At 64.4% G+C, this 19,759-nt stretch carries 14 protein-coding genes; 7 read left to right on the forward strand and 7 right to left on the reverse strand.

Features of this window, described 5'->3' with window-relative positions:
• The first annotated feature begins 127 nt into the window (after positions 1-127).
• From CF161_RS30105 to CF161_RS30130, 6 genes are all read left to right on the forward strand, one after another.
• Positions 128-1,444 (forward strand): MdtA/MuxA family multidrug efflux RND transporter periplasmic adaptor subunit, encoded by a 1,317-nt coding sequence (locus CF161_RS30105; RefSeq protein WP_020300413.1) that lies wholly within the window; start codon positions 128-130, stop codon positions 1,442-1,444.
• Positions 1,441-4,539: an MdtB/MuxB family multidrug efflux RND transporter permease subunit gene (locus CF161_RS30110; RefSeq protein WP_020300414.1), complete on the forward strand. Its 3,099-nt coding sequence runs from the start codon at positions 1,441-1,443 to the stop codon at positions 4,537-4,539. The genes CF161_RS30105 and CF161_RS30110 overlap by 4 nt, the downstream gene beginning before the upstream one ends.
• 121 nt (positions 4,540-4,660) lie before the next feature.
• Positions 4,661-7,768, forward strand: coding sequence for an efflux RND transporter permease subunit (locus CF161_RS30115; RefSeq protein WP_020300415.1), 3,108 nt, complete (start codon positions 4,661-4,663; stop codon positions 7,766-7,768).
• Complete coding sequence (locus tag CF161_RS30120) at positions 7,765-9,261, forward strand: efflux transporter outer membrane subunit (protein WP_020300416.1); 1,497 nt, start codon at positions 7,765-7,767, stop codon at positions 9,259-9,261. The genes CF161_RS30115 and CF161_RS30120 overlap by 4 nt, the downstream gene beginning before the upstream one ends.
• A gap of 342 nt (positions 9,262-9,603) precedes the next feature.
• Complete coding sequence (locus CF161_RS30125) at positions 9,604-11,685, forward strand: bifunctional diguanylate cyclase/phosphodiesterase (protein ID WP_020300417.1); 2,082 nt, start codon at positions 9,604-9,606, stop codon at positions 11,683-11,685.
• Between the two features lie 238 nt (positions 11,686-11,923).
• The gene (locus CF161_RS30130) at positions 11,924-12,670 is read left to right on the forward strand and encodes an SDR family oxidoreductase (RefSeq protein WP_020300418.1); all 747 of its coding nucleotides are present in this window, start codon (positions 11,924-11,926) and stop codon (positions 12,668-12,670) included.
• A gap of 89 nt (positions 12,671-12,759) precedes the next feature.
• Here the strand turns inward: CF161_RS30130 and CF161_RS30135 are convergent, their stop codons facing one another.
• The 6 genes from CF161_RS30135 to CF161_RS30160 all read right to left on the reverse strand — a co-directional run bounded on the left by CF161_RS30135 (position 12,760) and on the right by CF161_RS30160 (position 18,635).
• On the reverse strand, positions 12,760-13,308 hold the full coding sequence (locus tag CF161_RS30135) for a hypothetical protein (RefSeq protein WP_020300419.1): 549 nt from the start codon (positions 13,306-13,308) through the stop codon (positions 12,760-12,762).
• Between the two features lie 33 nt (positions 13,309-13,341).
• On the reverse strand, positions 13,342-14,139 hold the full coding sequence (locus CF161_RS30140; RefSeq protein WP_020300420.1) for a PoNe immunity protein domain-containing protein: 798 nt from the start codon (positions 14,137-14,139) through the stop codon (positions 13,342-13,344).
• A gap of 13 nt (positions 14,140-14,152) precedes the next feature.
• Positions 14,153-15,196, reverse strand: coding sequence for a hypothetical protein (locus tag CF161_RS30145; protein ID WP_020300421.1), 1,044 nt, complete (start codon positions 15,194-15,196; stop codon positions 14,153-14,155).
• Positions 15,197-15,267: 71 nt separating this feature from the next.
• The gene (mapR, locus tag CF161_RS30150; RefSeq protein WP_020300422.1) at positions 15,268-16,677 is read right to left on the reverse strand and encodes a GntR family transcriptional regulator MpaR; all 1,410 of its coding nucleotides are present in this window, start codon (positions 16,675-16,677) and stop codon (positions 15,268-15,270) included.
• A gap of 104 nt (positions 16,678-16,781) precedes the next feature.
• A complete protein-coding gene (gene ccoG / locus CF161_RS30155; RefSeq protein ID WP_043230899.1) occupies positions 16,782-18,194 on the reverse strand; it encodes a cytochrome c oxidase accessory protein CcoG in 1,413 nt (470 codons plus the stop codon).
• A 207-nt stretch (positions 18,195-18,401) separates the two neighbouring features.
• Entirely contained in the window at positions 18,402-18,635 is a 234-nt protein-coding gene (locus tag CF161_RS30160; protein WP_020300424.1) for a DUF3203 family protein, read from the reverse strand.
• Positions 18,636-18,864: 229 nt separating this feature from the next.
• On the opposite strand from CF161_RS30160, the gene CF161_RS30165 reads away from it, so the two are divergent.
• Positions 18,865-19,359: an MgtC/SapB family protein gene (locus tag CF161_RS30165; RefSeq protein WP_020300425.1), complete on the forward strand. Its 495-nt coding sequence runs from the start codon at positions 18,865-18,867 to the stop codon at positions 19,357-19,359.
• 157 nt (positions 19,360-19,516) lie between these two features.
• On the opposite strand, the gene CF161_RS33250 is transcribed toward CF161_RS30165, so the two are convergent.
• Positions 19,517-19,687 (reverse strand): hypothetical protein, encoded by a 171-nt coding sequence (locus CF161_RS33250; protein WP_020300426.1) that lies wholly within the window; start codon positions 19,685-19,687, stop codon positions 19,517-19,519.
• Between the last annotated feature and the right edge of the window lie 72 nt (positions 19,688-19,759).

The raw sequence follows: 19,759 nt of genomic DNA on the forward strand, positions 1-19,759 counted from the left end.
TTGTGCTTCAGTGGCTTAACGGGCGTTGTAAAACGTAAGCCAAAGGTAAATTGCCGGTAAAGGCGCTTTGCTAATCCCCCGCCAGTGCTTATCTTTCAGCCTTCTCAAGAAGACCTCCTCGCGCCCAATGGTTGATCACTCCATGCAATCCTCTGCTTCCCGCAACCCCCGTCGCTGGCTGTTCGGCCTGCTCGTCCTGCTGGTCATTGCCGTCCTGTGCTGGAAATTCTGGCCCGCTGCGAGTACCTCGAAGGACGCCGCAGCACCCAAGGCCGCCGCCGGGCATGCAGGCAGAAGCGGGGCGATGCGTCCGGGGTTCGGCGGGGCGACCGGGCCGATCCCGGTGCGCGTGGCGCCGGCGACCGAGGGCGACTTCCCGGTGTATTACAAGGCGCTGGGCACCGTTACGGCGTTGAACACCATCAATGTGCGCAGCCGGGTCGCCGGTGAGCTGGTCAAGGTGGCGTTCGAGGAAGGGCAGATGGTCAAGGCCGGTGACCTGCTGGCGGAAATCGACCCGCGGCCTTACCAGAATGCCTTGCTCCAGGCCGAAGGCACGCTGTTGCAGAACCAGGCCCAGTTGAAGAACGCCCAGGTCGACCTGGAGCGCTACCGCGGCCTGTATGCCCAGGACAGTATCGCCAAGCAGACCCTGGACACCGCCGCCGCGCTGGTGGGCCAGTACCAGGGCACGGTCAAGACCAACCAGGCGGCGGTCAACGACGCCAAACTCAACCTGGAATTCACCAAGATTCGCGCACCAATCGCCGGTCGCCTCGGCCTGCGCCAGCTGGACGTCGGCAACCTGGTGGCGGCCAACGACACCACCGCGCTGGTGATCATCACCCAGACCCAGCCCATCAGCGTCGCCTTCACCTTGCCGGAAAACAGCCTCGACACCGTGCTCGGCCGTTACCACAGCGGTGCCAAGCTGCCGGTCGAAGCCTGGAATCGCGGCGACACCCAGCTGCAGGCCACCGGCGTGCTGCAAAGCCTGGACAACCAGATCGACACCACCACCGGCACCCTGAAGTTCAAGGCGCGTTTCGATAACCGCGACCAAAGCCTGTTTCCCAACCAGTTCGTCAATGTGCGGCTGCTGGCCGACACCTTGAAAAAAGTGATCCTGGCCCCGTCGGCGGCGATCCAGTTCGGCACCAACGGCACCTTCGTCTACGCCCTGGATGGCGACAACAAGGTGCAGATCCGCTCGCTCAAGGTGGGCGACAGCAACGGCGAATCGACGGTGATCAAGGAAGGCCTGGCCGCCGGTGACCGCGTCGTGCTCGAAGGCACCGACCGCCTGAAGGACGGCAGCGCGGTGGAGGTGGTCAACGACAGTGTCGACGTGCCGACCACCCCGACTGAACACCTGCAAGGCAAACCGACCACCTCCACCGGAACCCCGGCCGCCGAGACCAAGGCGCAAAAGGGCGGCGCATGAATCTCTCGCGGCTGTTCATCCTTCGCCCGGTAGCCACCACCCTGAGCATGCTGGCCATTGTCCTGGCCGGCCTGATCGCCTATCGGCTGTTGCCGGTGTCGGCCTTGCCCCAGGTCGATTACCCGACCATCCGCGTCATGACCCTGTACCCAGGGGCCAGCCCGGACGTGATGACCAGCGCGGTCACCGCGCCCCTGGAGCGCCAGTTCGGGCAGATGCCCGGCCTGACCCAGATGGCGTCCACCAGCTCCGGCGGCGCCTCGGTGCTGACCCTGCGCTTCAACCTCGACATCAATATGGATGTCGCCGAGCAACAGGTGCAGGCCGCGATCAACGCCGCCACCAACCTGCTGCCCAAGGATTTGCCGGCGCCGCCGGTGTACAACAAGGTCAACCCGGCGGACACCCCGGTGCTGACCCTGGCCATCACTTCCAAGACCATGCTGCTGCCCAAGCTCAATGACCTGGTCGACACGCGCATGGCGCAGAAAATCGCCCAGATCAGCGGCGTGGGCATGGTCAGCATTGCCGGCGGCCAGCGCCAGGCGGTGCGGATCAAGGTCAACCCCGAGGCCCTGGCGGCCAACGGCCTGAACCTGTCGGACGTGCGCACCCTGATCGCCGCGTCCAACGTCAACCAGCCCAAGGGCAACTTCGACGGCCCGACCCGGGTCTCGATGCTCGACGCCAACGACCAGCTGACCTCGCCCAAGGACTACGCCGAACTGATCCTGGCCTACAACAATGGCGCGCCGCTGCGGCTCAAGGATGTGGCGCAGATCGTCGATGGCGCGGAAAACGAGCGCCTGGCCGCCTGGGCCAATGAGAACCAGGCCGTGCTGCTCAATATCCAGCGCCAGCCCGGGGCCAACGTGATCGAGGTGGTGGACCGGATCAAGGCCTTGCTGCCGAGCATCACCGATAACCTGCCGGCCGGCCTGGACGTCATGGTGCTGACCGACCGCACCCAGACCATCCGTGCCTCGGTCACCGACGTGATGCACGAGTTGCTGATCGCCGTGGCCCTGGTGGTGATGGTCACCTTCCTCTTTCTGCGTCGCGCCAGTGCCACCCTCATTCCGTCGATTGCCGTGCCGTTGTCGCTGGTCGGCACCTTCGGCGTGATGTACCTGGCCGGGTTCTCGGTGAACAACCTGACTCTGATGGCCCTGACCATCGCCACCGGGTTTGTGGTGGACGATGCGATCGTGATGCTGGAAAACATCTCGCGCTATATCGAGGAAGGCGACAGCCCGATGCAGGCGGCGCTCAAGGGCGCCAAGCAGATCGGCTTCACCCTGATCTCCCTGACCCTGTCGCTGATCGCGGTGTTGATTCCGCTGTTGTTCATGGCCGATGTGGTGGGGCGCCTGTTCCGTGAGTTCGCCATCACCCTGGCGGTGGCGATCCTGATTTCCCTGGTGGTGTCCCTGACCCTGACCCCGATGATGTGCGCACGGCTGCTCAAGCGTGAGCCCAAGGAACAAGAGCAGGGCCGCTTCTACCGCGCCAGTGGCGCCTGGATCGACTGGCTGATCGAAAGCTACGGGCGCAAATTGCAATGGGTGCTCAAGCACCAGTTCCTGACCCTGCTGGTGGCCATCGGCACCCTGGGCCTGACGGTACTGTTGTACCTGGTGGTGCCCAAGGGCTTCTTCCCGGTGCAGGACACCGGGGTCATCCAGGGTATTTCCGAGGCGCCGCAGTCGGTGTCCTTCGCCGCCATGAGCCAGCGCCAGCAGGAGCTGGCCAAGATCATCCTCGAAGACCCTGCGGTGCAGAGCCTGTCGTCCTACATCGGGGTCGATGGCGACAACGCCACCCTCAACAGCGGCCGCCTGCTGATCAACCTCAAGCCCCACAGCGAGCGGGACCTGAGCGCCAGTGAAGTGATCGCGCGGATCCAGCCCCAGGTCGACAAGCTGATCGGCATCCGCCTGTTCATGCAGCCGGTGCAGGACCTGACCATCGAAGACCGGGTCAGCCGCACCCAGTATCAATTCAGTATGTCGTCGCCGGACGCGGAGCTGCTCAGCCTCTGGAGCCAGCGCCTGGTGGAAGCCCTGGCCCAGCGCCCGGAACTCACCGATGTCGCCAGCGACCTGCAGGACAAGGGCTTGCAGGTGTTCCTGGTGATCGATCGCGACGCTGCCTCGCGGGTCGGGGTCTCGGTGTCGAACATCACCGACGCGCTGTATGACGCCTTCGGCCAGCGCCAGATCTCCACCATCTACACCCAGGCCAGCCAGTATCGCGTGGTGCTTCAGGCCCAGGCCGGGGAGAGCATCGGGCCCCAGGCCCTGGAGCAGATCCACGTCAAGACCACCGACGGCGGCCAGGTCCGGCTGTCGAGCCTGGCCCACGTCGAAGAGCGCCAGGCGCAGTTGGCGATTGCCCACATCGGCCAGTTCCCGGCGGTGATGATGTCGTTCAACCTGGCACCGGGCGTGGCCCTGGGCCAGGCGGTCGACATCATCGAGCAGGTCCAGAAGGACATCGGCATGCCGGTGGGGGTGCAGACCCAGTTCCAGGGCGCGGCCGAAGCGTTCCAGGCCTCGCTGTCGAGCACCTTGCTGCTGATCCTGGCGGCGGTGGTGACCATGTACATCGTGCTCGGCGTGCTCTACGAGAGCTACATCCACCCGATCACCATCCTCTCGACCCTGCCTTCGGCGGCGGTCGGCGCCTTGCTCGCGCTGATCCTCAGCGGCAATGACCTGGGGATGATCGCCATCATCGGCATCATCCTGCTGATCGGTATCGTCAAGAAGAACGCGATCATGATGATCGACTTCGCCCTCGACGCCGAACGCCACCAGGGCATGGCGCCGGAGCAGGCCATCTACCAGGCGGCGCTGCTGCGTTTCCGGCCGATCCTGATGACCACCCTGGCGGCCCTGTTCGGTGCCGTGCCGCTGATGCTGGCCACCGGTTCCGGCGCCGAACTGCGCCAGCCCCTGGGCCTGGTGATGGTCGGCGGGTTGTTGGTCAGTCAGGTGCTGACGCTGTTCACGACGCCGGTTATCTACCTGTACTTCGATCGGTTGGGGCGCCGCTTCGGCAAGCGCGAAGTCGTCCAGGAGCAGGGCGTATGAAGCGGCGCAGCGGCCAGTTGCAAGCCGCAAGCCGCACGTTGAATCAAAAGCAGCAGCAACAGCGTGCGCCGATCGCGCTTGTCTCTTGCAGCTTGCCGCTTGAAGCTCGGAGCTGCCGCCCATGAACCTCTCCGGACCGTTCATCAAACGTCCCGTGGCAACCATGCTCCTGAGTTTGGCGATCATGTTGCTGGGCGGCGTTTCTTTCGGCCTGCTGCCGGTGGCGCCGTTGCCGCAGATGGATTTCCCGGTGATTGTGGTGCAGGCCAGCCTGCCCGGGGCCAGCCCCGAGGTGATGGCGTCCACCGTGGCCACGCCCCTGGAGCGCTCGTTCGGGGCGATTGCCGGGGTCAATACCATGAGCAGCCGTTCGAGCCAGGGGTCGACCCGGGTGATTTTGCAGTTCGACCTGGACCGCGACATCAACGGCGCCGCGCGGGAAGTGCAGGCGGCGATCAACGCCTCGCGCAACCTGCTGCCCAGCGGCATGCGCAGCATGCCCACCTATAAGAAGGTCAACCCGTCCCAGGCGCCGATCATGGTGCTGTCGCTGACCTCCGACGTGTTGCAGAAGGGCCAGCTCTACGACCTGGCCTCGACCATCCTTTCGCAAAGCCTGTCCCAGGTGCCGGGTGTGGGGGAGGTGCAGATCGGTGGCAGCTCGCTGCCGGCGGTGCGGATCGAGCTCGAACCGCAGTTGCTCAACCAGTACGGCGTGGCCCTGGACGATGTGCGCAATGCCATCGCCAATGCCAACCAGCGCCGGCCCAAGGGTTCGGTGGAAGACGATCAGCGGCTGTGGCAGATCCAGGCCAACGACCAGCTGGAAAAGGCCAAGGACTACGAACCGCTGATCATCCACTACAAGGACGGCGCGGCCCTGCGCCTCAAGGACGTGGCCAAGGTCAGCGATGGCGTCGAGGACCGCTACAACAGCGGCTTCTTCAATGACGACGCGGCGGTGCTGCTGGTGATCAACCGCCAGGCCGGGGCCAACATCATCGAGACGGTGAACGAGATCAAGGCCCAGTTGCCGGCGTTGCAGGCGGTGCTGCCGGCCAGCGTCAAGCTCAACCTGGCCATGGACCGCTCGCCGGTGATCAAGGCCACCCTGCACGAGGCGGAGATGACCCTGCTGATCGCCGTGGCCCTGGTGATCCTGGTGGTGTTCCTGTTCCTCGGCAATTTCCGCGCCTCGCTGATCCCGACCCTGGCGGTGCCAGTGTCGCTGGTGGGCACCTTCGCCATCATGTACCTGTACGGGTTTTCCCTGAACAACCTGTCGCTGATGGCGCTGATCCTCGCCACCGGGCTGGTGGTGGACGATGCCATCGTGGTCCTGGAGAACATTTCCCGGCATATCGACGAGGGCATCGCGCCGATGAAGGCGGCGTACCTGGGGGCCAAGGAAGTGGGTTTCACCTTGCTCTCGATGAACGTGTCGCTGGTGGCGGTGTTCCTGTCGATCCTGTTTATGGGCGGGATCATCGAGAGCCTGTTCCGCGAATTCTCTATCACCCTGGCGGCCTCCATTGTGGTGTCGCTGGTGGTGTCCCTGACCCTGACCCCGATGCTGTGCGCGCGCTGGCTCAAACCCCATGTCCCGGGCCAGGAAAACCGCCTGCAACGCTGGAGCCAGCGCAGCAACGAGTGGATGACCGAGAAGTACGCCACCAGCCTGGACTGGGTACTGCGCCACCGGCGCCTGACCCTGCTCAGCCTGCTGCTGACCATCGGTGTCAATGTGGCGCTGTATGTGGTGGTGCCCAAGACCTTCCTGCCGCAGCAGGACACCGGGCAACTGATCGGTTTTGTGCGCGGCGACGACGGCCTGTCGTTCAGCGTGATGCAACCGAAGATGGAAATCTTCCGCCGCGCGGTGCTCAAGGACCCGGCGGTGGAAAGCGTGGCCGGCTTTATCGGCGGCAGCAACGGCACCAACAACGCCTTTATGCTGGTGCGCCTGAAACCGATCAAGGAACGCAATATTTCCGCGCAGAAGGTCATCGAGCGCATGCGCAAGGAAATGCCCAAGGTCGCCGGTGCCCAGCTGATGCTGATGGCCGACCAGGACCTGCAGTTCGGCGGTGGCCGCGAGCAGACCACCTCGCAGTACTCGTACATCCTGCAAAGCGGCGACCTGGGATCGCTGCGCGAGTGGTACCCGAAGGTGGTGACCGCGCTCAAGGCCCTGCCGGAGCTGACCGCCATCGATGCCCGCGAAGGCCGTGGCGCGCAACAGGTGACCCTGGTGGTCGACCGCGACCAGGCCAAGCGCCTGGGGGTGGACATGGACATGGTCACCTCGGTGCTGAACAACGCCTACAGCCAGCGGCAGATCTCCACCATCTATGACAGCCTGAACCAGTACCAGGTGGTGATGGAGGTCAACCCGAAATACGCCCAGGACCCGATCACCCTGAACCAGGTGCAGGTCATCACCAGCGCTGGCGCGCGGATTCCGCTGTCGACCATCGCCCATTATGAAAACAGCCTGGAAGACGACCGCGTCAGCCACGAGGGCCAGTTCGCCTCGGAAAGCATTTCCTTCGACATGGCCGAAGGGGTGACGGTGGAGCAGGGCACGGCGGCCATCGAACGGGCCATCGCCAAGCTCGGCATGCCGGAAGACGTGATCGTCAAGATGGCCGGCACCGCCGACGCCTTCGCCGCGACCCAGAAGAGTCAGCCGTTCATGATCCTCGGCGCGCTGCTGGCGGTGTACCTGGTGTTGGGCGTGTTGTATGAAAGCTACATCCACCCGCTGACCATTCTCTCGACCTTGCCCTCGGCCGGGGTCGGGGCCTTGCTCTCGATCTACCTGCTGGGGGGCGAGTTCAGCCTGATCTCGCTGCTGGGCCTGTTCCTGCTGATCGGGGTGGTGAAAAAGAACGCGATCCTGATGATCGACCTGGCGCTGCAACTGGAGCGCCACCAGGGCCTGGCGCCACTGGAGTCGATCCGCAGTGCCTGCCTGCTGCGCCTGCGACCGATCCTGATGACCACCCTGGCCGCGATCCTCGGTGCCGTGCCGTTGCTGCTGAGCACCGCCGAAGGCGCGGAAATGCGCCAACCCCTGGGCCTGACCATTATTGGCGGGCTGATCTTCAGCCAGGTGCTGACCCTTTACACCACCCCGGTGGTTTACCTGTATCTCGATAAACTGCGCCATAAATTCAACCACTGGCGTGGAATACGTACCGATGCCGCTCTGGAAACGCCGCTATGACTGATTGTTCGCCTCGCAACTCTCTTGTGCGCTCCGCCCAGCGCCTGGCCCTGGCTCGTGGCTCGCGCCTGTTGAGCCTGAGCCTGAGTCTGGCGCTGCTCAGTGCCTGCGCCATCGGCCCGGATTATCAGCGCCCGCCAGTGGCTGAGCCGGCGCAGTACAAGCAGGCCGAGGGCTGGCGCCAGGCCAACCCCAGCGATGCCCTGGCCCGTGGCGCCTGGTGGGAGCTGTATGGCGACGCGCAACTCAATGGGCTGGTGGAATCGCTGAACAGCGCCAACCAGACCGTGGCCCAGTCCGAAGCCCAGTACCGCCAGGCCCAGGCCCTGGTGCGCAGCGCACGGGGTTCGTTGTTCCCGTCGGTGGACCTGAGCGCTGGCAAGACCCGCGCCAGCCAGGGCACCGGCAGCAGCAGTTCGGGGTTAAGCAGTTCCTCCAGCGGCATCCGCGATACCTACAACAGCCAGTTGGGCGTGAGTTGGGAAGCGGATGTGTGGGGCAAACTGCGCCGTGGCCTGGAAGCCAACGAAGCCAGCGCCGAGGCCAGCTTTGCCGATCTGGCGGCCATGCGCCTGAGCCAGCAGTCGGAACTGGTGCAGAACTACCTGCAACTGCGGGTGATCGACGAGCAGAAGCGTTTGCTCGACGCCACGGTGGCGGCGTACCAGCGTTCCCTGACCATGACCGAGAACCAGTACCGCGCCGGGGTGTCCGGCAAGGACGCGGTGGCCCAGGCCCAGACCCAGCTTAAAAGCACCCAGGCCGACCTGATCGACCTGATCTGGCAGCGCGCCCAGCTGGAAAACGCGATTGCGGTGTTGATCGGCCAACCTCCGGCCGGGTTCAGCCTGGCTGAGACCCAGAGCATTCCGGCCTTGCCCCAGGTGCCCCTGAGCCTGCCGTCGCAGTTGCTGGAGCGGCGCCCGGACATTGCTTCGGCCGAGCGCTCGGTGATCGCGGCCAACGCCAATATCGGCGTGGCCAAGGCGGCGTATTACCCGGACCTGACCCTGAGCCTGGCGGGCGGCTACAGCAGCAGCACCTATGCCGACTGGATCAGCCTGCCCAACCGCTTCTGGTCGGTGGGGCCCAAGCTGGCGATGACCCTGTTCGACGGTGGCCAGCGCTCGGCGGAAGTCGACCGCACCGAGGCGGTGTACGACCAGACCGTGGCCAAGTACCGGCAAACCGTGCTCGACGGGTTCCGCGAGGTGGAAAACTACCTGGTGCAGCTCAAGGTTCTGGAAGACGAGAGCGCCGTGCGCCAGCAAGCCCTCGACGCGGCCCGGGAATCCCAGCGCCTGACCGAAAACCAATACAAGGCCGGGTTGATCGCCTACCTCGACGTGGTCTCGGTCCAGGCCACGGCCCTGAGCAACGAACGCAACGTGCTGAACCTGCTGCAAAGCCGCCTGGTGGCCAGCGTCCAACTGATCGCCGCCCTGGGCGGCGGCTGGGACGGCCAGTTGCAAGCCAGCGAGCCAAAGCCCTGAAACCCCACGGCGCCCCTGTAGTCGCTGCCGCAGGCTGCGCTGTCCCTAAAATCCAAAAAAACTCCTCCTGACACTCCCCAGCGCCCATCCGGCCCAGCGTCCGAACGCAGCCCGAGCCTGGCGGCAGCGGCTACAGCTGTACTCGGTGGTTTTCGCGGGCGCAACGGCCGATTTCGCGGCATGCCCACAGGGCGCGTAAGGGCATGCCGGGCCTGAATAAAGTCTTCCGTCTGACTAATGGCGTTCTGCTCACTTTGTGAGTGCGTTCTGCCGTGCAATCAGTACAATCTGCCGCTTTGCCCACCGAGCCTGGCCCCAGGCTTAACGGCTGCGAGACCCTTGATGCTCATTGGTTCCTACTCTCCCGCGCTGGTCGTCATTTCGCTGTTTGTGGCGATTCTTGCGTCCTATACCGCCCTGGATCTCACAGGGCGTATTGCCACTACCCGTGGCCTGGCGGCGCAGTTGTGGATGGCCGGCGGCGCGTTGGCCATGGGCGTGGGCGTGTGGTCGATGCACTTTATCGGCATGTTGGCCTTTGAGTTGCCGATCGAGCTGGGCTACGACCTGTCGATCACCGGCTTGTCGCTGCTGATTTCCATCCTGTCCTGCGGTTTTGCCCTGTGGCTGGTGAGCCAGGCGCGCCTGCCGTTCTGGCAGTTGGGTTTTGGTGCGCTGGTGATGGGGGCCGGGATCAGCGGCATGCACTACACCGGGATGGCGGCGATGCGCATGCAGCCGGGCATCGACTACGATCCGACGCTGTTCAGTGCTTCCCTGCTGATTGCCGTGGGCGCATCGGCCGCGGCCTTGTGGATCGCCTTCCGCCTGCGCCGCAATACCCCCCACGTGCGCCTGGTACGGGCCGGCGCGGCGGTGATCATGGGCATTGCGATTGTCGGCATGCACTACACCGGCATGGCCGCCGCGCAGTTTGCCGATGGCAGTTTCTGCGGCGCCCTGGGCAACGGCCTGAACGGCAAGGGCCTGGATAACCTGGTGCTGATCACCACCCTGGCGGTGCTGATCATTGCCTTGCTGACCTCGGTGCTCGATGCGCGCCTGGAAGCACGCACGGCGATCCTGGCCGAATCGCTGACCGAGGCCAACCGCGAACTGACTCAACTGGCCCTGCACGACACCCTGACCAGCCTGCCAAACCGGATCCTGCTGGCCGACCGGATCGACCAGGCCATGCACCGGGTGACGCGCCAGGGCGGCTGCTTCGCCCTGATGTTTATCGACCTGGACGGCTTCAAGCCGGTCAACGATGCCTTCGGCCACCATATGGGCGACCAGCTGCTGCGGGAGGTGGCCCAGCGTTTGCGCGAGGACTTGCGCAACGAAGACACCCTGGCGCGGATCGGTGGCGATGAGTTCGTGCTGCTGGTGCAACTGGCCGAGCCCGATGACGCCATGCGCGTGGCTGCACGCCAGGTCGGGCTGATTTCCCGGGTGTTCCGGGTGGCCGACCACGACCTGCAGATCTCCGCCAGCATCGGCATTGCGGTGTACCCGGGTAACGGCCAGAACGCCCAGGAACTGCTGATGAACGCCGACGCCGCGATGTACCACGCCAAAGGCGCCGGTAAAAATGGCTACAGCTTCTTCGATGCCTCGATGAACACCAACGCGCGCCGACAACTGCAACTGTTGCAGGATTTGCGCAACGCCCTGGATCAACAGCAGTTCAGCCTGCACTACCAGCCCAAATTCGACGCCGTGAACGGCTTGCCGGTCGGTGCCGAGGCGCTGTTGCGCTGGAACCACCCGCAACAGGGGCTGCTGTTGCCGGACAAGTTCATCGAGTTGGCGGAAAAGACCGGGCTGATCATTCCCATTGGCGACTGGGTGCTCAATGAAGCGTGCCGGCAGATGCGCGAGTGGTATGTGCAGGGCTACACCGGCTGGCGTATCGCGGTGAACCTGTCGGCGTTGCAGTTCTGTCATGCCGGGTTGGTCAAGAGTGTCGCCGGTGCCTTGGCCCGCTATGAGCTGCCGGCCAACAGCCTGACCCTGGAAATCACCGAAACCACGGCCATGAGCGATGCCGATGCGAGCATGACGGTGCTGCAGCAGCTGTCGGACATGGGGGTGGACCTGTCCATCGATGATTTCGGCACCGGTTACTCCAGCCTGATGTACCTCAAGCGGTTACCGGCCAACGAGCTTAAAATCGACCGCGGTTTCGTTCGCGACCTGGAGCACGACAGCGATGACGCGGCAATTGTCTCGGCCATCGTCGCCCTGGGCCAGGCCCTGGGATTGCGCATCGTCGCCGAGGGCGTGGAAACCGGTGTCCAGCAGAGCTTCCTGACCCAATTGGGCTGTGATTCGCTGCAAGGGTATTTCCTGGGCCACCCACTGCCCGCCGAACGTTTTATGCAAGACATCCAGCTCGCCGAGCAAACACAGAACCCGTAGCCGCTGCCGAGGCGCGAGGCTGCGCCGGCCGGGTTGGGCGCCGGGGTATGTCTGGGAGGATTGCGGTGTAGCGCCGGGCCAGCGCAGCCTGCGGCAGCGGCTACAGGTGGCGCCGAGGTGTCGGGAAGGATTGCAGGGTTGGAGAGGACCAGGCATGCACTGGGCAAAGCAGTTTTCATCGCTGCGCGCAGGGTGTTTAATTGCCCGGGTTTAAAGGATCAGCAAGGGGATTGGCAGTATGGATAAAGTCATCGTCATCACGGGCGGCGGACGCGGGATTGGCGCTGCCACGGCGGTGCTCGCCGCGCAGCAGGGCTATCGGATCTGCATCAATTACCAGGCCGACGAACAAGCGGCGCTCGCGGTGCTGGAGCAAGTGCGCGCGCTGGGGGCCCAGGCCATTGCGGTCCGCGCCGATGTGAGCATCGAGGACGAGGTGATCAGCCTGTTCAACCGGGTCGACGCCGAACTGGGACGGGTGACCGCCCTGGTCAACAATGCCGGGACCGTGGGCCACAAATCCCGTCTCGACGAGATGTCCGAGTTCCGCATTCTCAAAGTCCTCAAGACCAATGTCCTGGCGCCCATGCTGTGCGCCAAGCAGGCGGTGCTGCGCATGTCGCCACGCCATGGCGGGCAGGGCGGCAGTATCGTCAATGTGTCGTCGGCAGCGGCGCGCCTGGGTTCGCCCAACGAATACATCGACTACGCCTCGTCCAAGGGTGCGCTGGACACCTTCACCCTGGGCCTGTCCAAGGAAGTGGCCGGGGAGGGGATCCGGGTCAACGCGGTGCGTCCGGGTTATATCTTCACCGACTTCCACGCCCTGAGCGGCGACGCCGACCGTGTCAGCAAGCTCGAAAGCGCGATCCCCATGGGCCGCGGCGGGCGCCCCGATGAAGTGGCCGAGGCGATTATCTGGCTGCTGTCGGACAAGGCCTCGTACTCCACCGGCAGCATCATCGACCTGGCTGGCGGCCGTTGATTCGCGCTTGAGCCTGGCTGGCGACGGGCGCGCCTGGCGCCGCTGCACAGCGCAGCGGGTGCCCGCTCCCTCGCCACCGGCAGGTCGCTTCAGCCCTGGCGCGGCCTGCGGCTGCGGTGGCTCAGCAGCAAGGCCAGGAGCAGGCCCAGCAGGCTGACGCCGTACATCATGTGCAGGCTCAGGAAGTAGTCCAGGGTTTCACCAGGGCGCACGCAGCTGTAGCTGAAGCCCTGGCCCTCCTGGGTCACGCCCGGCGCGGCGCTCAGGTCTACCGCCACCTGGGGCGGCGCCACGGCATCAGGGTTGCCAATGTCGGTCCAGGTCTGGTTCGCCAGCTGGTCGATCGCCGCCACTTGCGCGCCGCTGCAGCGGTTGAGTGCATAACCACCGATGACCAGCAGCGCGAATATCAGGATCAGCATCGGTATCACGGAGTAGCGCTGCGCAGGCAACACGCGCACCACCACCAGCCCTGTAATAAAGCCCGAGACCAGCAGGTTGCTCTCGAACATCCAGCTGCCGCTCCAACTGTCGGGGATCAGCAGCATCAATGCGTAGGGCACGACCAGGCTCATCAGTAGTTTGCACAGGGCAGCCGCCAATGCGGCGACCAGCAAGGGTTTGATCAAGGATTTCATGGGCAATTCATAACCTGATGAGGACGATGGGGGTCAGTCGTGGTCCGCGGGCGAGGGGATCGGCGGCGGGCTGAAACGCCGTGCGTATTGCACCAGGTCCCGTGGGTAAATCAGGTGCCTGACCCGGCTGTCGTCCAGGTCATAGAGGTAGGCGATGGCGGCCGCCTCGAAGGCCCAGTAACCGACATATTCGCTGTCATCGACCTGCTGATGGCTGTCGAACCAGGGCGCTTGGGTGAAGGCGGGGTACCACTGGTTGCAGTATTCCTCCAGCAGTTCGGCGGCTTCGGCGCGGTCCTCGGCATAGATGGCCTTGATCAGCGGCGTATACAGTTCGTGGTACCACTCGTCCAGGTCCAGGCGCTCGGCCAGGAACGGCTTGAGCAGGTCTTCCACCAGGGTGTCTTCGCCGTGATAGCCGGCGCGGTCGAACAGCGCGACGAAACGCGGCAGCAGGTCGCTGCGCTGGAGCAGGATGCACAGGCTGATGACTTGCACATATTCCTCGAACTCGTGCACCACGGACTCGATGTCCAGGGGCGCGATGTCCGGTGCCTGCAGCCAGTCGCCGAGGGCCTGCTGATGGCGCTCGTAATCAAGGATCAAGCGGTCCAGGCGCCCGGCCAGGGAGGCGATATCGGCCCCGGCGGTGTACTCGAGAATCAGCGCGTTCAGGGTTGCGCTCTGAATTTCCAGGGCGTCCAGCTGTGGGCCCTGTTTGCCCGTATCCGCCGGCATCGGGTGCGCCAGCAGCATCTGCTCGGTGCCTGCCAGGCTGTGGCGCAGGTCGTGGTACTGCTGTTGGCTGAGAAAAACCTGTCGTCTGTTCATGGGCGCTCCAGGCTCATTCAAAGATCAGCGGGGTAAAGGGGGCCCGGCGGCCTGAGGTTTCTTCGAACAGCTGCGCCAGGTCCGTTTCGTCGAGGTCCAGGCCCAACTCGTCGAGTTCGTCTCGCAACTGTTCGACATCGCCTTCCACGATCTGCAACGGCAGGCGGTGATAGGGCCGCGGGTCTTCGCCGTAATACACCTTGGCCGGGCCGAAGGGCACGTCTTCGAGGCGGGCGAAGCCTTCGTCGTCGAGGCTGCCCTGGCGCTCCGAGCCATCGCTGAAAATCACCCGGTACGCCGCGCCGGACACCGGTTCCAGGTTGCCGTAGTGCAGGTTCAGTTCCAGCCAATGGCCGCTGCCCTGGCTGCCTTGATGGAGGCTCTGGGTGGTCTTGGCGCCATCGTTGGCCCCGGCCCCCGGCAGGCCGCCGGGGTGTTGTCGCGACTGGGGCTTGAGGAATCGCGCCGGCTCCTGGCTGCCGGTATCGGCCCCCGAGCTGTTGCGCTGCATGGCGACCCAGGGGTCGATGCGCTCCTGCAGGGTCTGGATCAGAAACCCGCTGTGGCCCGTGGCTTCATTGAGGTTATGGCGGACCAGGGCCTGTTGCTGCGGGGTCAGCCCGAGGAAGTGCCGGGACTGTTCCACCACCTGCTGCACCAGCAGCATGTCGTCCCTCAGGCGTTGCGCGTCGAGGGTCTTCTCCAGCAACTGCTCCGGGCTGGTCTTGATGCGGCAGGCTTCGAGGCTATAGCGGATCAGGTCGAACAGGCTGCGGGCATGGCGTTGCGGCGCGCGGTTGATGGCACGCAGGATCAGCTTGAGGTCCTGGCCCGGGCCGGGGATCCAGCCCACCAGGGACAAGGCCAGGTCGAAGAACGCGTCTTCCTCGTCGTCGGCAAAACGCACCGCTTCCAGCTCAAGGATCGCCTGCACCGTGTCGTAGGCGTTGAGCTCCTGGGTCAGCAGCGGCAGCCGCCCACGGTAGATGGCCTTGATCAACTGGTCCTTGGCGTCCTGATAGTCGATCAGCGACTCATCGTCGAGGTCTTCGCCCATGGCGCGGCCCATCCCTGGAAAAATTCGAGGGCGGATGCTGCCGCAATTGCCCCCGGGCTGCAAGGCCCGATTCAGAACGAACGGACAATCCGCCCCAGGGTTTCCATGGCCCGTTCCATGGCTTCGTCCCATGGGCTGCCGTAGTTCAGGCGGATGCAGTTCCTGAAGCGCTGGGTCGGCGAAAAGATCGGCCCCGGGGCGATGCTGATGCCTTGGGCCAGGGCCATCTGGAACAGTTTCAGCGAGTCCATTTGCGGCGGCAGCTCCAGCCACAGGAAGTAGCCACCGGCCGGCTGGCTGACCCGGGTCTGGGCCGGGAAGTAGCGGGCAATGGCCGCGAGCATGGCGCTTTGCTGTTCTTCCAGGGCGTAGCGCAGTTTGCGCAGGTGCCGGTCATAACCTCCGTGTTGCAGGTAGTCGGCGATGGCGGCCTGGGCCGGCATCGAGGCGCACAGCGAGGTCATGAGTTTCAGCCGTTCGATCTTCTGCGCGTAGCGCCCGGCGGCGACCCAGCCGATGCGGTAGCCGGGGGCCAGGCTTTTGGCGAAGGAGCCGCAGTGCATCACCAGGCCTTCGGTGTCGAAGGCCTTGGCCGGTTTCGGCGCCTGCTGGCCGTAATACAGTTCGGCGTAGACGTCGTCCTCGATCAGCGGCACCTGGTGCACGCGCAGCAACTCCACCAGTTCCTGTTTCTTGGCCTCGGGCATGGTCGCGCCCATGGGGTTCTGGAAGCTGGTCATGCACCAGCAGGCCTTGATCGGATGACGCTCCAGGGTCTGGGCCAGCACCCCGAGGTCGATCCCGTCCCGTGGGTGCACGGGGATTTCCACGGCCTTGAGCTTGAGCCGCTCCAGCACCTGCAGGCTGGCATAGAAGGCCGGGGCCTCGATCGCCACCAGGTCGCCGGGTTCGGTCACGGCCTGCAGGCACAGGTTCAGGGCCTCCAGGGCGCCGTTGGTGATCAGCAGTTCTTCCATGGGCAGCATCAGCCCGCCGACCATGTAGCGCAGGGCGATCTGGCGCCGCAGTTGCGGGTTGCCCGGGGACATGTCGGTGACCACCATGCGCGGGTCCATCTCGCGGCTGGCGCTGGCCAGGGAGCGGGCCAGGCGTTGCAGGGGGAACAGGGTCGGGCTGGGGAAGGCCGAGCCGAAGGGCACGGTGGTCGGGTCCTTGATCGAGTCCAGCACCGAGAACACCAGTTCACTGACGTCGACTTCGGTGGACTCGCTGACCTGGCTGCTGATCACCGGCTCCGAGAACGGGCTTGGCGCATGGGTGTTGACGAAGTAGCCGGAACGCGGCCGGGCGCGAATCAGCCCGCGGCGTTCAAGCAGGTAATAGGCCTGGAATACCGTGGACGGGCTGACCCCGTAGGTCTGGCTGGCGTAGCGCACCGATGGCACGCGCTGGCCGGGGCCCAGGACGCCGGAACGGATCAGTTCGGCGATGTCCTCGGCAAATTTTTCGTAGCGTTTCATCGGTATCCCGCGATGGACTGAATTCGGAGTGCAGGTGTGGCGAGGGAGCAGGCTCCCTCGCCACAGAGGATCGCTTGGTCAACAAAAGCACCGCATCTTAAGGCTCAGCGATTCAATGGCGCCACAAAACGGCTTTTGGCCACGCTGTAGACCTCGGGCTGGTCAGTGTCGCTGACTTTGAAACCGATGCTCTGCGAGCTGCTTTGCGGCTTGTCGCTGATCATGGCCACGGACACCGGGAAGTCGGTGATTTCCCCGGGCGCCAGGCTGAACTCGGTCTTGCCTTGCAGCTTGAAGCCGTCGCCGTCCACCAGCTCGACGCGGTAGTCCTGGCGCTGCTGGGTCTTGTTGATGACCTTGAGGCTGTAGATGTTCTCGATCTGGCCTTCGCTGTTCTCGCGGAACAGGCCACGGTCCTTGCTCACGTCCAGGGACACCATCGGCCGTTCCACCAGGGCCAGGGCCAGGGCGCCGATCATGATCAGCAACACCGCGCAGTAACCGATCAGGCGCGGTCGCAGCAGGTGGGTCTTGCCGCCCTGCAACTGATGCTCCGAGGTGTATTTGATCAGGCCGCGGGGGTAATTCATCTTGTCCATGATCGAGTCGCAGGCGTCGATACAGGCCGCGCAGCCGATGCATTCCATTTGCAGGCCGTCGCGGATGTCGATGCCGGTCGGGCACACCTGCACGCACAAGTGGCAGTCGATGCAGTCGCCGAGGCCAACGTCCGCCGGCTTGACGTCACGCTTGCGCGGACCACGGTTTTCGCCACGGGCCACGTCGTAGGAGATGGTCAGGGTGTCCTTGTCGAACATCACGCTCTGGAAGCGTGCATACGGGCACATGTGCATGCACACCGCTTCACGCAGCCAGCCGGCGTTGATGTAGGTGGCGCCAGTGAAGAACAGCACCCAGAACAGGCTGACGCCGCCGATCTGCAAGGTCAGCAGCTCTTGGGCCAGGGGCCGGATCGGGGTGAAGTAACCGACGAAGGTCAGCCCGGTCATCACGCTGATGCCCAGCCACAGGGTGTGCTTGGCCGCGCGCCGGGCCAGTTTGTTCGGCCCCCAGGGTGCTGCTTGCAGCTTGATCCGCTGGTTGCGCTCGCCTTCGGTGACCTTTTCGCACCACATGAACAGCCAGGTAAAGGAGCTCTGGGGGCAGGTGTAGCCGCACCAGACCCGCCCGGCGAACACGGTGATCGCGAACAGGCCGAAGGCGCAGATGATCAGCAACGCCGACAACAGGATGAAATCCTGGGGCCAGAAGGTCGCGCCGAAGATGTGGAACTTGCTTTCGGAAAGGTCCCAGAGCACCGCCTGGCGGCCGCCCCAGTTGAGCCAGACCGTGCCGAAAAACGCCAGGAACAGAAAGCCGGCGCCGGTCACGCGCAAGGTTCGGAACAAGCCGCTGAAGCTGCGGGTGTGAATCTGGTTGTCGCTGGATTTGGCCTTCATCTTTGGGCGTGAAGGCTCGAATGTTTCTACTAATCGGACGGGGATTCTATCGCTCATGGTCTTTCGCTCATCAGCCTCCATCAGGCCGGTGCACTATGACCATCGATCTGTTTGCATAACAGACTCAGCTATTGCATTAAAAAGCGGATCAGATGCGCCTTGACGGGCTGCCTGCGACAACTTGCTGCACCCTGGCAAACTCCCGCTGGCGCGTGGCGCCGAGCCCTAACGCAGGCGTCGGCGCTTGTCCGTGATCCAGGTCAGTCAAATCACCGACTCACTGTCGCTGGCCTTCAGGTGCTTACGGCCGTCGGTAGCGCCTGCTACGGTCAATGCGTCGGCTTCTGCTTCGGTGATGTACACGCGCTGGCCTTGCAGCTCGACGGCGGACATGGATTTCTCACTGTCGGTGATGATGGTCACTTCGTTGGCGGGCCATTGGCCGCGGACTTCGTCGGTGTCGATGTAACAGATCTGGTTTTCGATACGCAGGCTCATGGCGCCGGTCCTTTTTCAGGGGTGATACAGGTTAGGGCGCGGCAACCGGGCATGGTTCTGTGCAACCGATTAATGGTCATGGCGGGGGCGGCTGGCGCTGCAACTGCACCGCACTTTTTGCCCCGGGCCGCTGTCCATCCTTGGTCGAGGGCTGCGTTGGCGTTCAGGTGCCGCAAGTCGCGGCTTTCCACATAAGCTCCCACACAAGTCCCCACACAAGGATCGAACCATGAACGCCTGGTGGCATGAAGTCTGGGTAACCTTGCAGGCCGAGTTCGCCGATATCGGCGATGCCAGGCAGCTGACACAAATCACCGTGCGCCTGCTGATCGCGGCGACCCTGGGCGGGATCCTCGGTTTCGAGCGCGAGCACAAGGGCAAGGCCGCCGGAGTACGCACCCATATGCTGGTGGCCCTGGGCGCTGCGCTGTTTGTGCTGGTGCCGCAGATGTCCGGGTCCCAGGCCGATGCCATGAGCCGGGTGGTGCAGGGGGTGATCGCCGGCATCGGTTTTCTCGGTGCCGGGACCATTCTCAAAGGCCGGGAAGACGGCGATGAACAGCACGTCAAGGGCCTGACCACCGCCGCCGGGCTGTGGATGACCGCAGCCATCGGGGTCGCTGCGGGCCTGGGGCGCGAGGCCACCGCCGTGCTCAGCACCTTGCTGGCCCTGGGGGTGTTCAGCCTGATGCCGCGCATCGTGCGCCTATTGGAAAAAGACTGAACCCGGAGCCGCTGCCCAGGCACGAGGCTGCGCTGGCCCTCAACACCGCCGCAGATATTCCAGATGTTTCGGTTCCAGAGTTCCTGCGGCGCCAATCAAGACCAGCGTCCGAACGCGGCCCGGGCCTTGCAGCATCTTCACCCCAGTTGTCTAAGCTTCACCCCCTGGGCTCGACAATCACCGGGGGCATGGTGCTGGGCGGATCGCCCTTGGGGGGTGGGGTGCTTTCGGGCGGCTCCTGTTCCGGCACCGGTTGCGGTTCGCTGGGGGGCAGGGTCGGTTGGTCGATGTTCGGATCGGGGGTTTCTGCCGGAATCGGGATATTCATCGCACTGGCCTCCTTTGTGCTTGGCTTTGCACAGGCTCATGAGGTGGACCCTGCGTGAGGCGAATTGATTCC

The organism is Pseudomonas sp. CF161 (assembly GCF_000416215.1).
In the GTDB taxonomy this organism is placed as follows: domain Bacteria; phylum Pseudomonadota; class Gammaproteobacteria; order Pseudomonadales; family Pseudomonadaceae; genus Aquipseudomonas.

Bases quoted from the DNA above. Each gene is read 5' to 3' on its own strand.
- CF161_RS30115 (WP_020300415.1), top strand. From the start codon at position 4,661: ATGAACCTCTCCGGACCGTTCATCAAACGTCCCGTGGCAACCATGCTC.
- CF161_RS30160 (WP_020300424.1), bottom strand. From the start codon at position 18,635: ATGAGCCTGCGTATCGAAAACCAGATCTGTTACATCGACACCGACGAA.
- CF161_RS30130 (WP_020300418.1), top strand. From the start codon at position 11,924: ATGGATAAAGTCATCGTCATCACGGGCGGCGGACGCGGGATTGGCGCT.
- CF161_RS30165 (WP_020300425.1), top strand. From the start codon at position 18,865: ATGAACGCCTGGTGGCATGAAGTCTGGGTAACCTTGCAGGCCGAGTTC.
- CF161_RS30125 (WP_020300417.1), top strand. From the start codon at position 9,604: ATGCTCATTGGTTCCTACTCTCCCGCGCTGGTCGTCATTTCGCTGTTT.
- ccoG (WP_043230899.1), bottom strand. From the start codon at position 18,194: ATGAGCGATAGAATCCCCGTCCGATTAGTAGAAACATTCGAGCCTTCA.
- CF161_RS30120 (WP_020300416.1), top strand. From the start codon at position 7,765: ATGACTGATTGTTCGCCTCGCAACTCTCTTGTGCGCTCCGCCCAGCGC.
- mapR (WP_020300422.1), bottom strand. From the start codon at position 16,677: ATGAAACGCTACGAAAAATTTGCCGAGGACATCGCCGAACTGATCCGT.
- CF161_RS30145 (WP_020300421.1), bottom strand. From the start codon at position 15,196: ATGGGCGAAGACCTCGACGATGAGTCGCTGATCGACTATCAGGACGCC.
- CF161_RS30140 (WP_020300420.1), bottom strand. From the start codon at position 14,139: ATGAACAGACGACAGGTTTTTCTCAGCCAACAGCAGTACCACGACCTG.
- CF161_RS30135 (WP_020300419.1), bottom strand. From the start codon at position 13,308: ATGAAATCCTTGATCAAACCCTTGCTGGTCGCCGCATTGGCGGCTGCC.
- CF161_RS30110 (WP_020300414.1), top strand. From the start codon at position 1,441: ATGAATCTCTCGCGGCTGTTCATCCTTCGCCCGGTAGCCACCACCCTG.
- CF161_RS33250 (WP_020300426.1), bottom strand. From the start codon at position 19,687: ATGAATATCCCGATTCCGGCAGAAACCCCCGATCCGAACATCGACCAA.
- CF161_RS30105 (WP_020300413.1), top strand. From the start codon at position 128: ATGGTTGATCACTCCATGCAATCCTCTGCTTCCCGCAACCCCCGTCGC.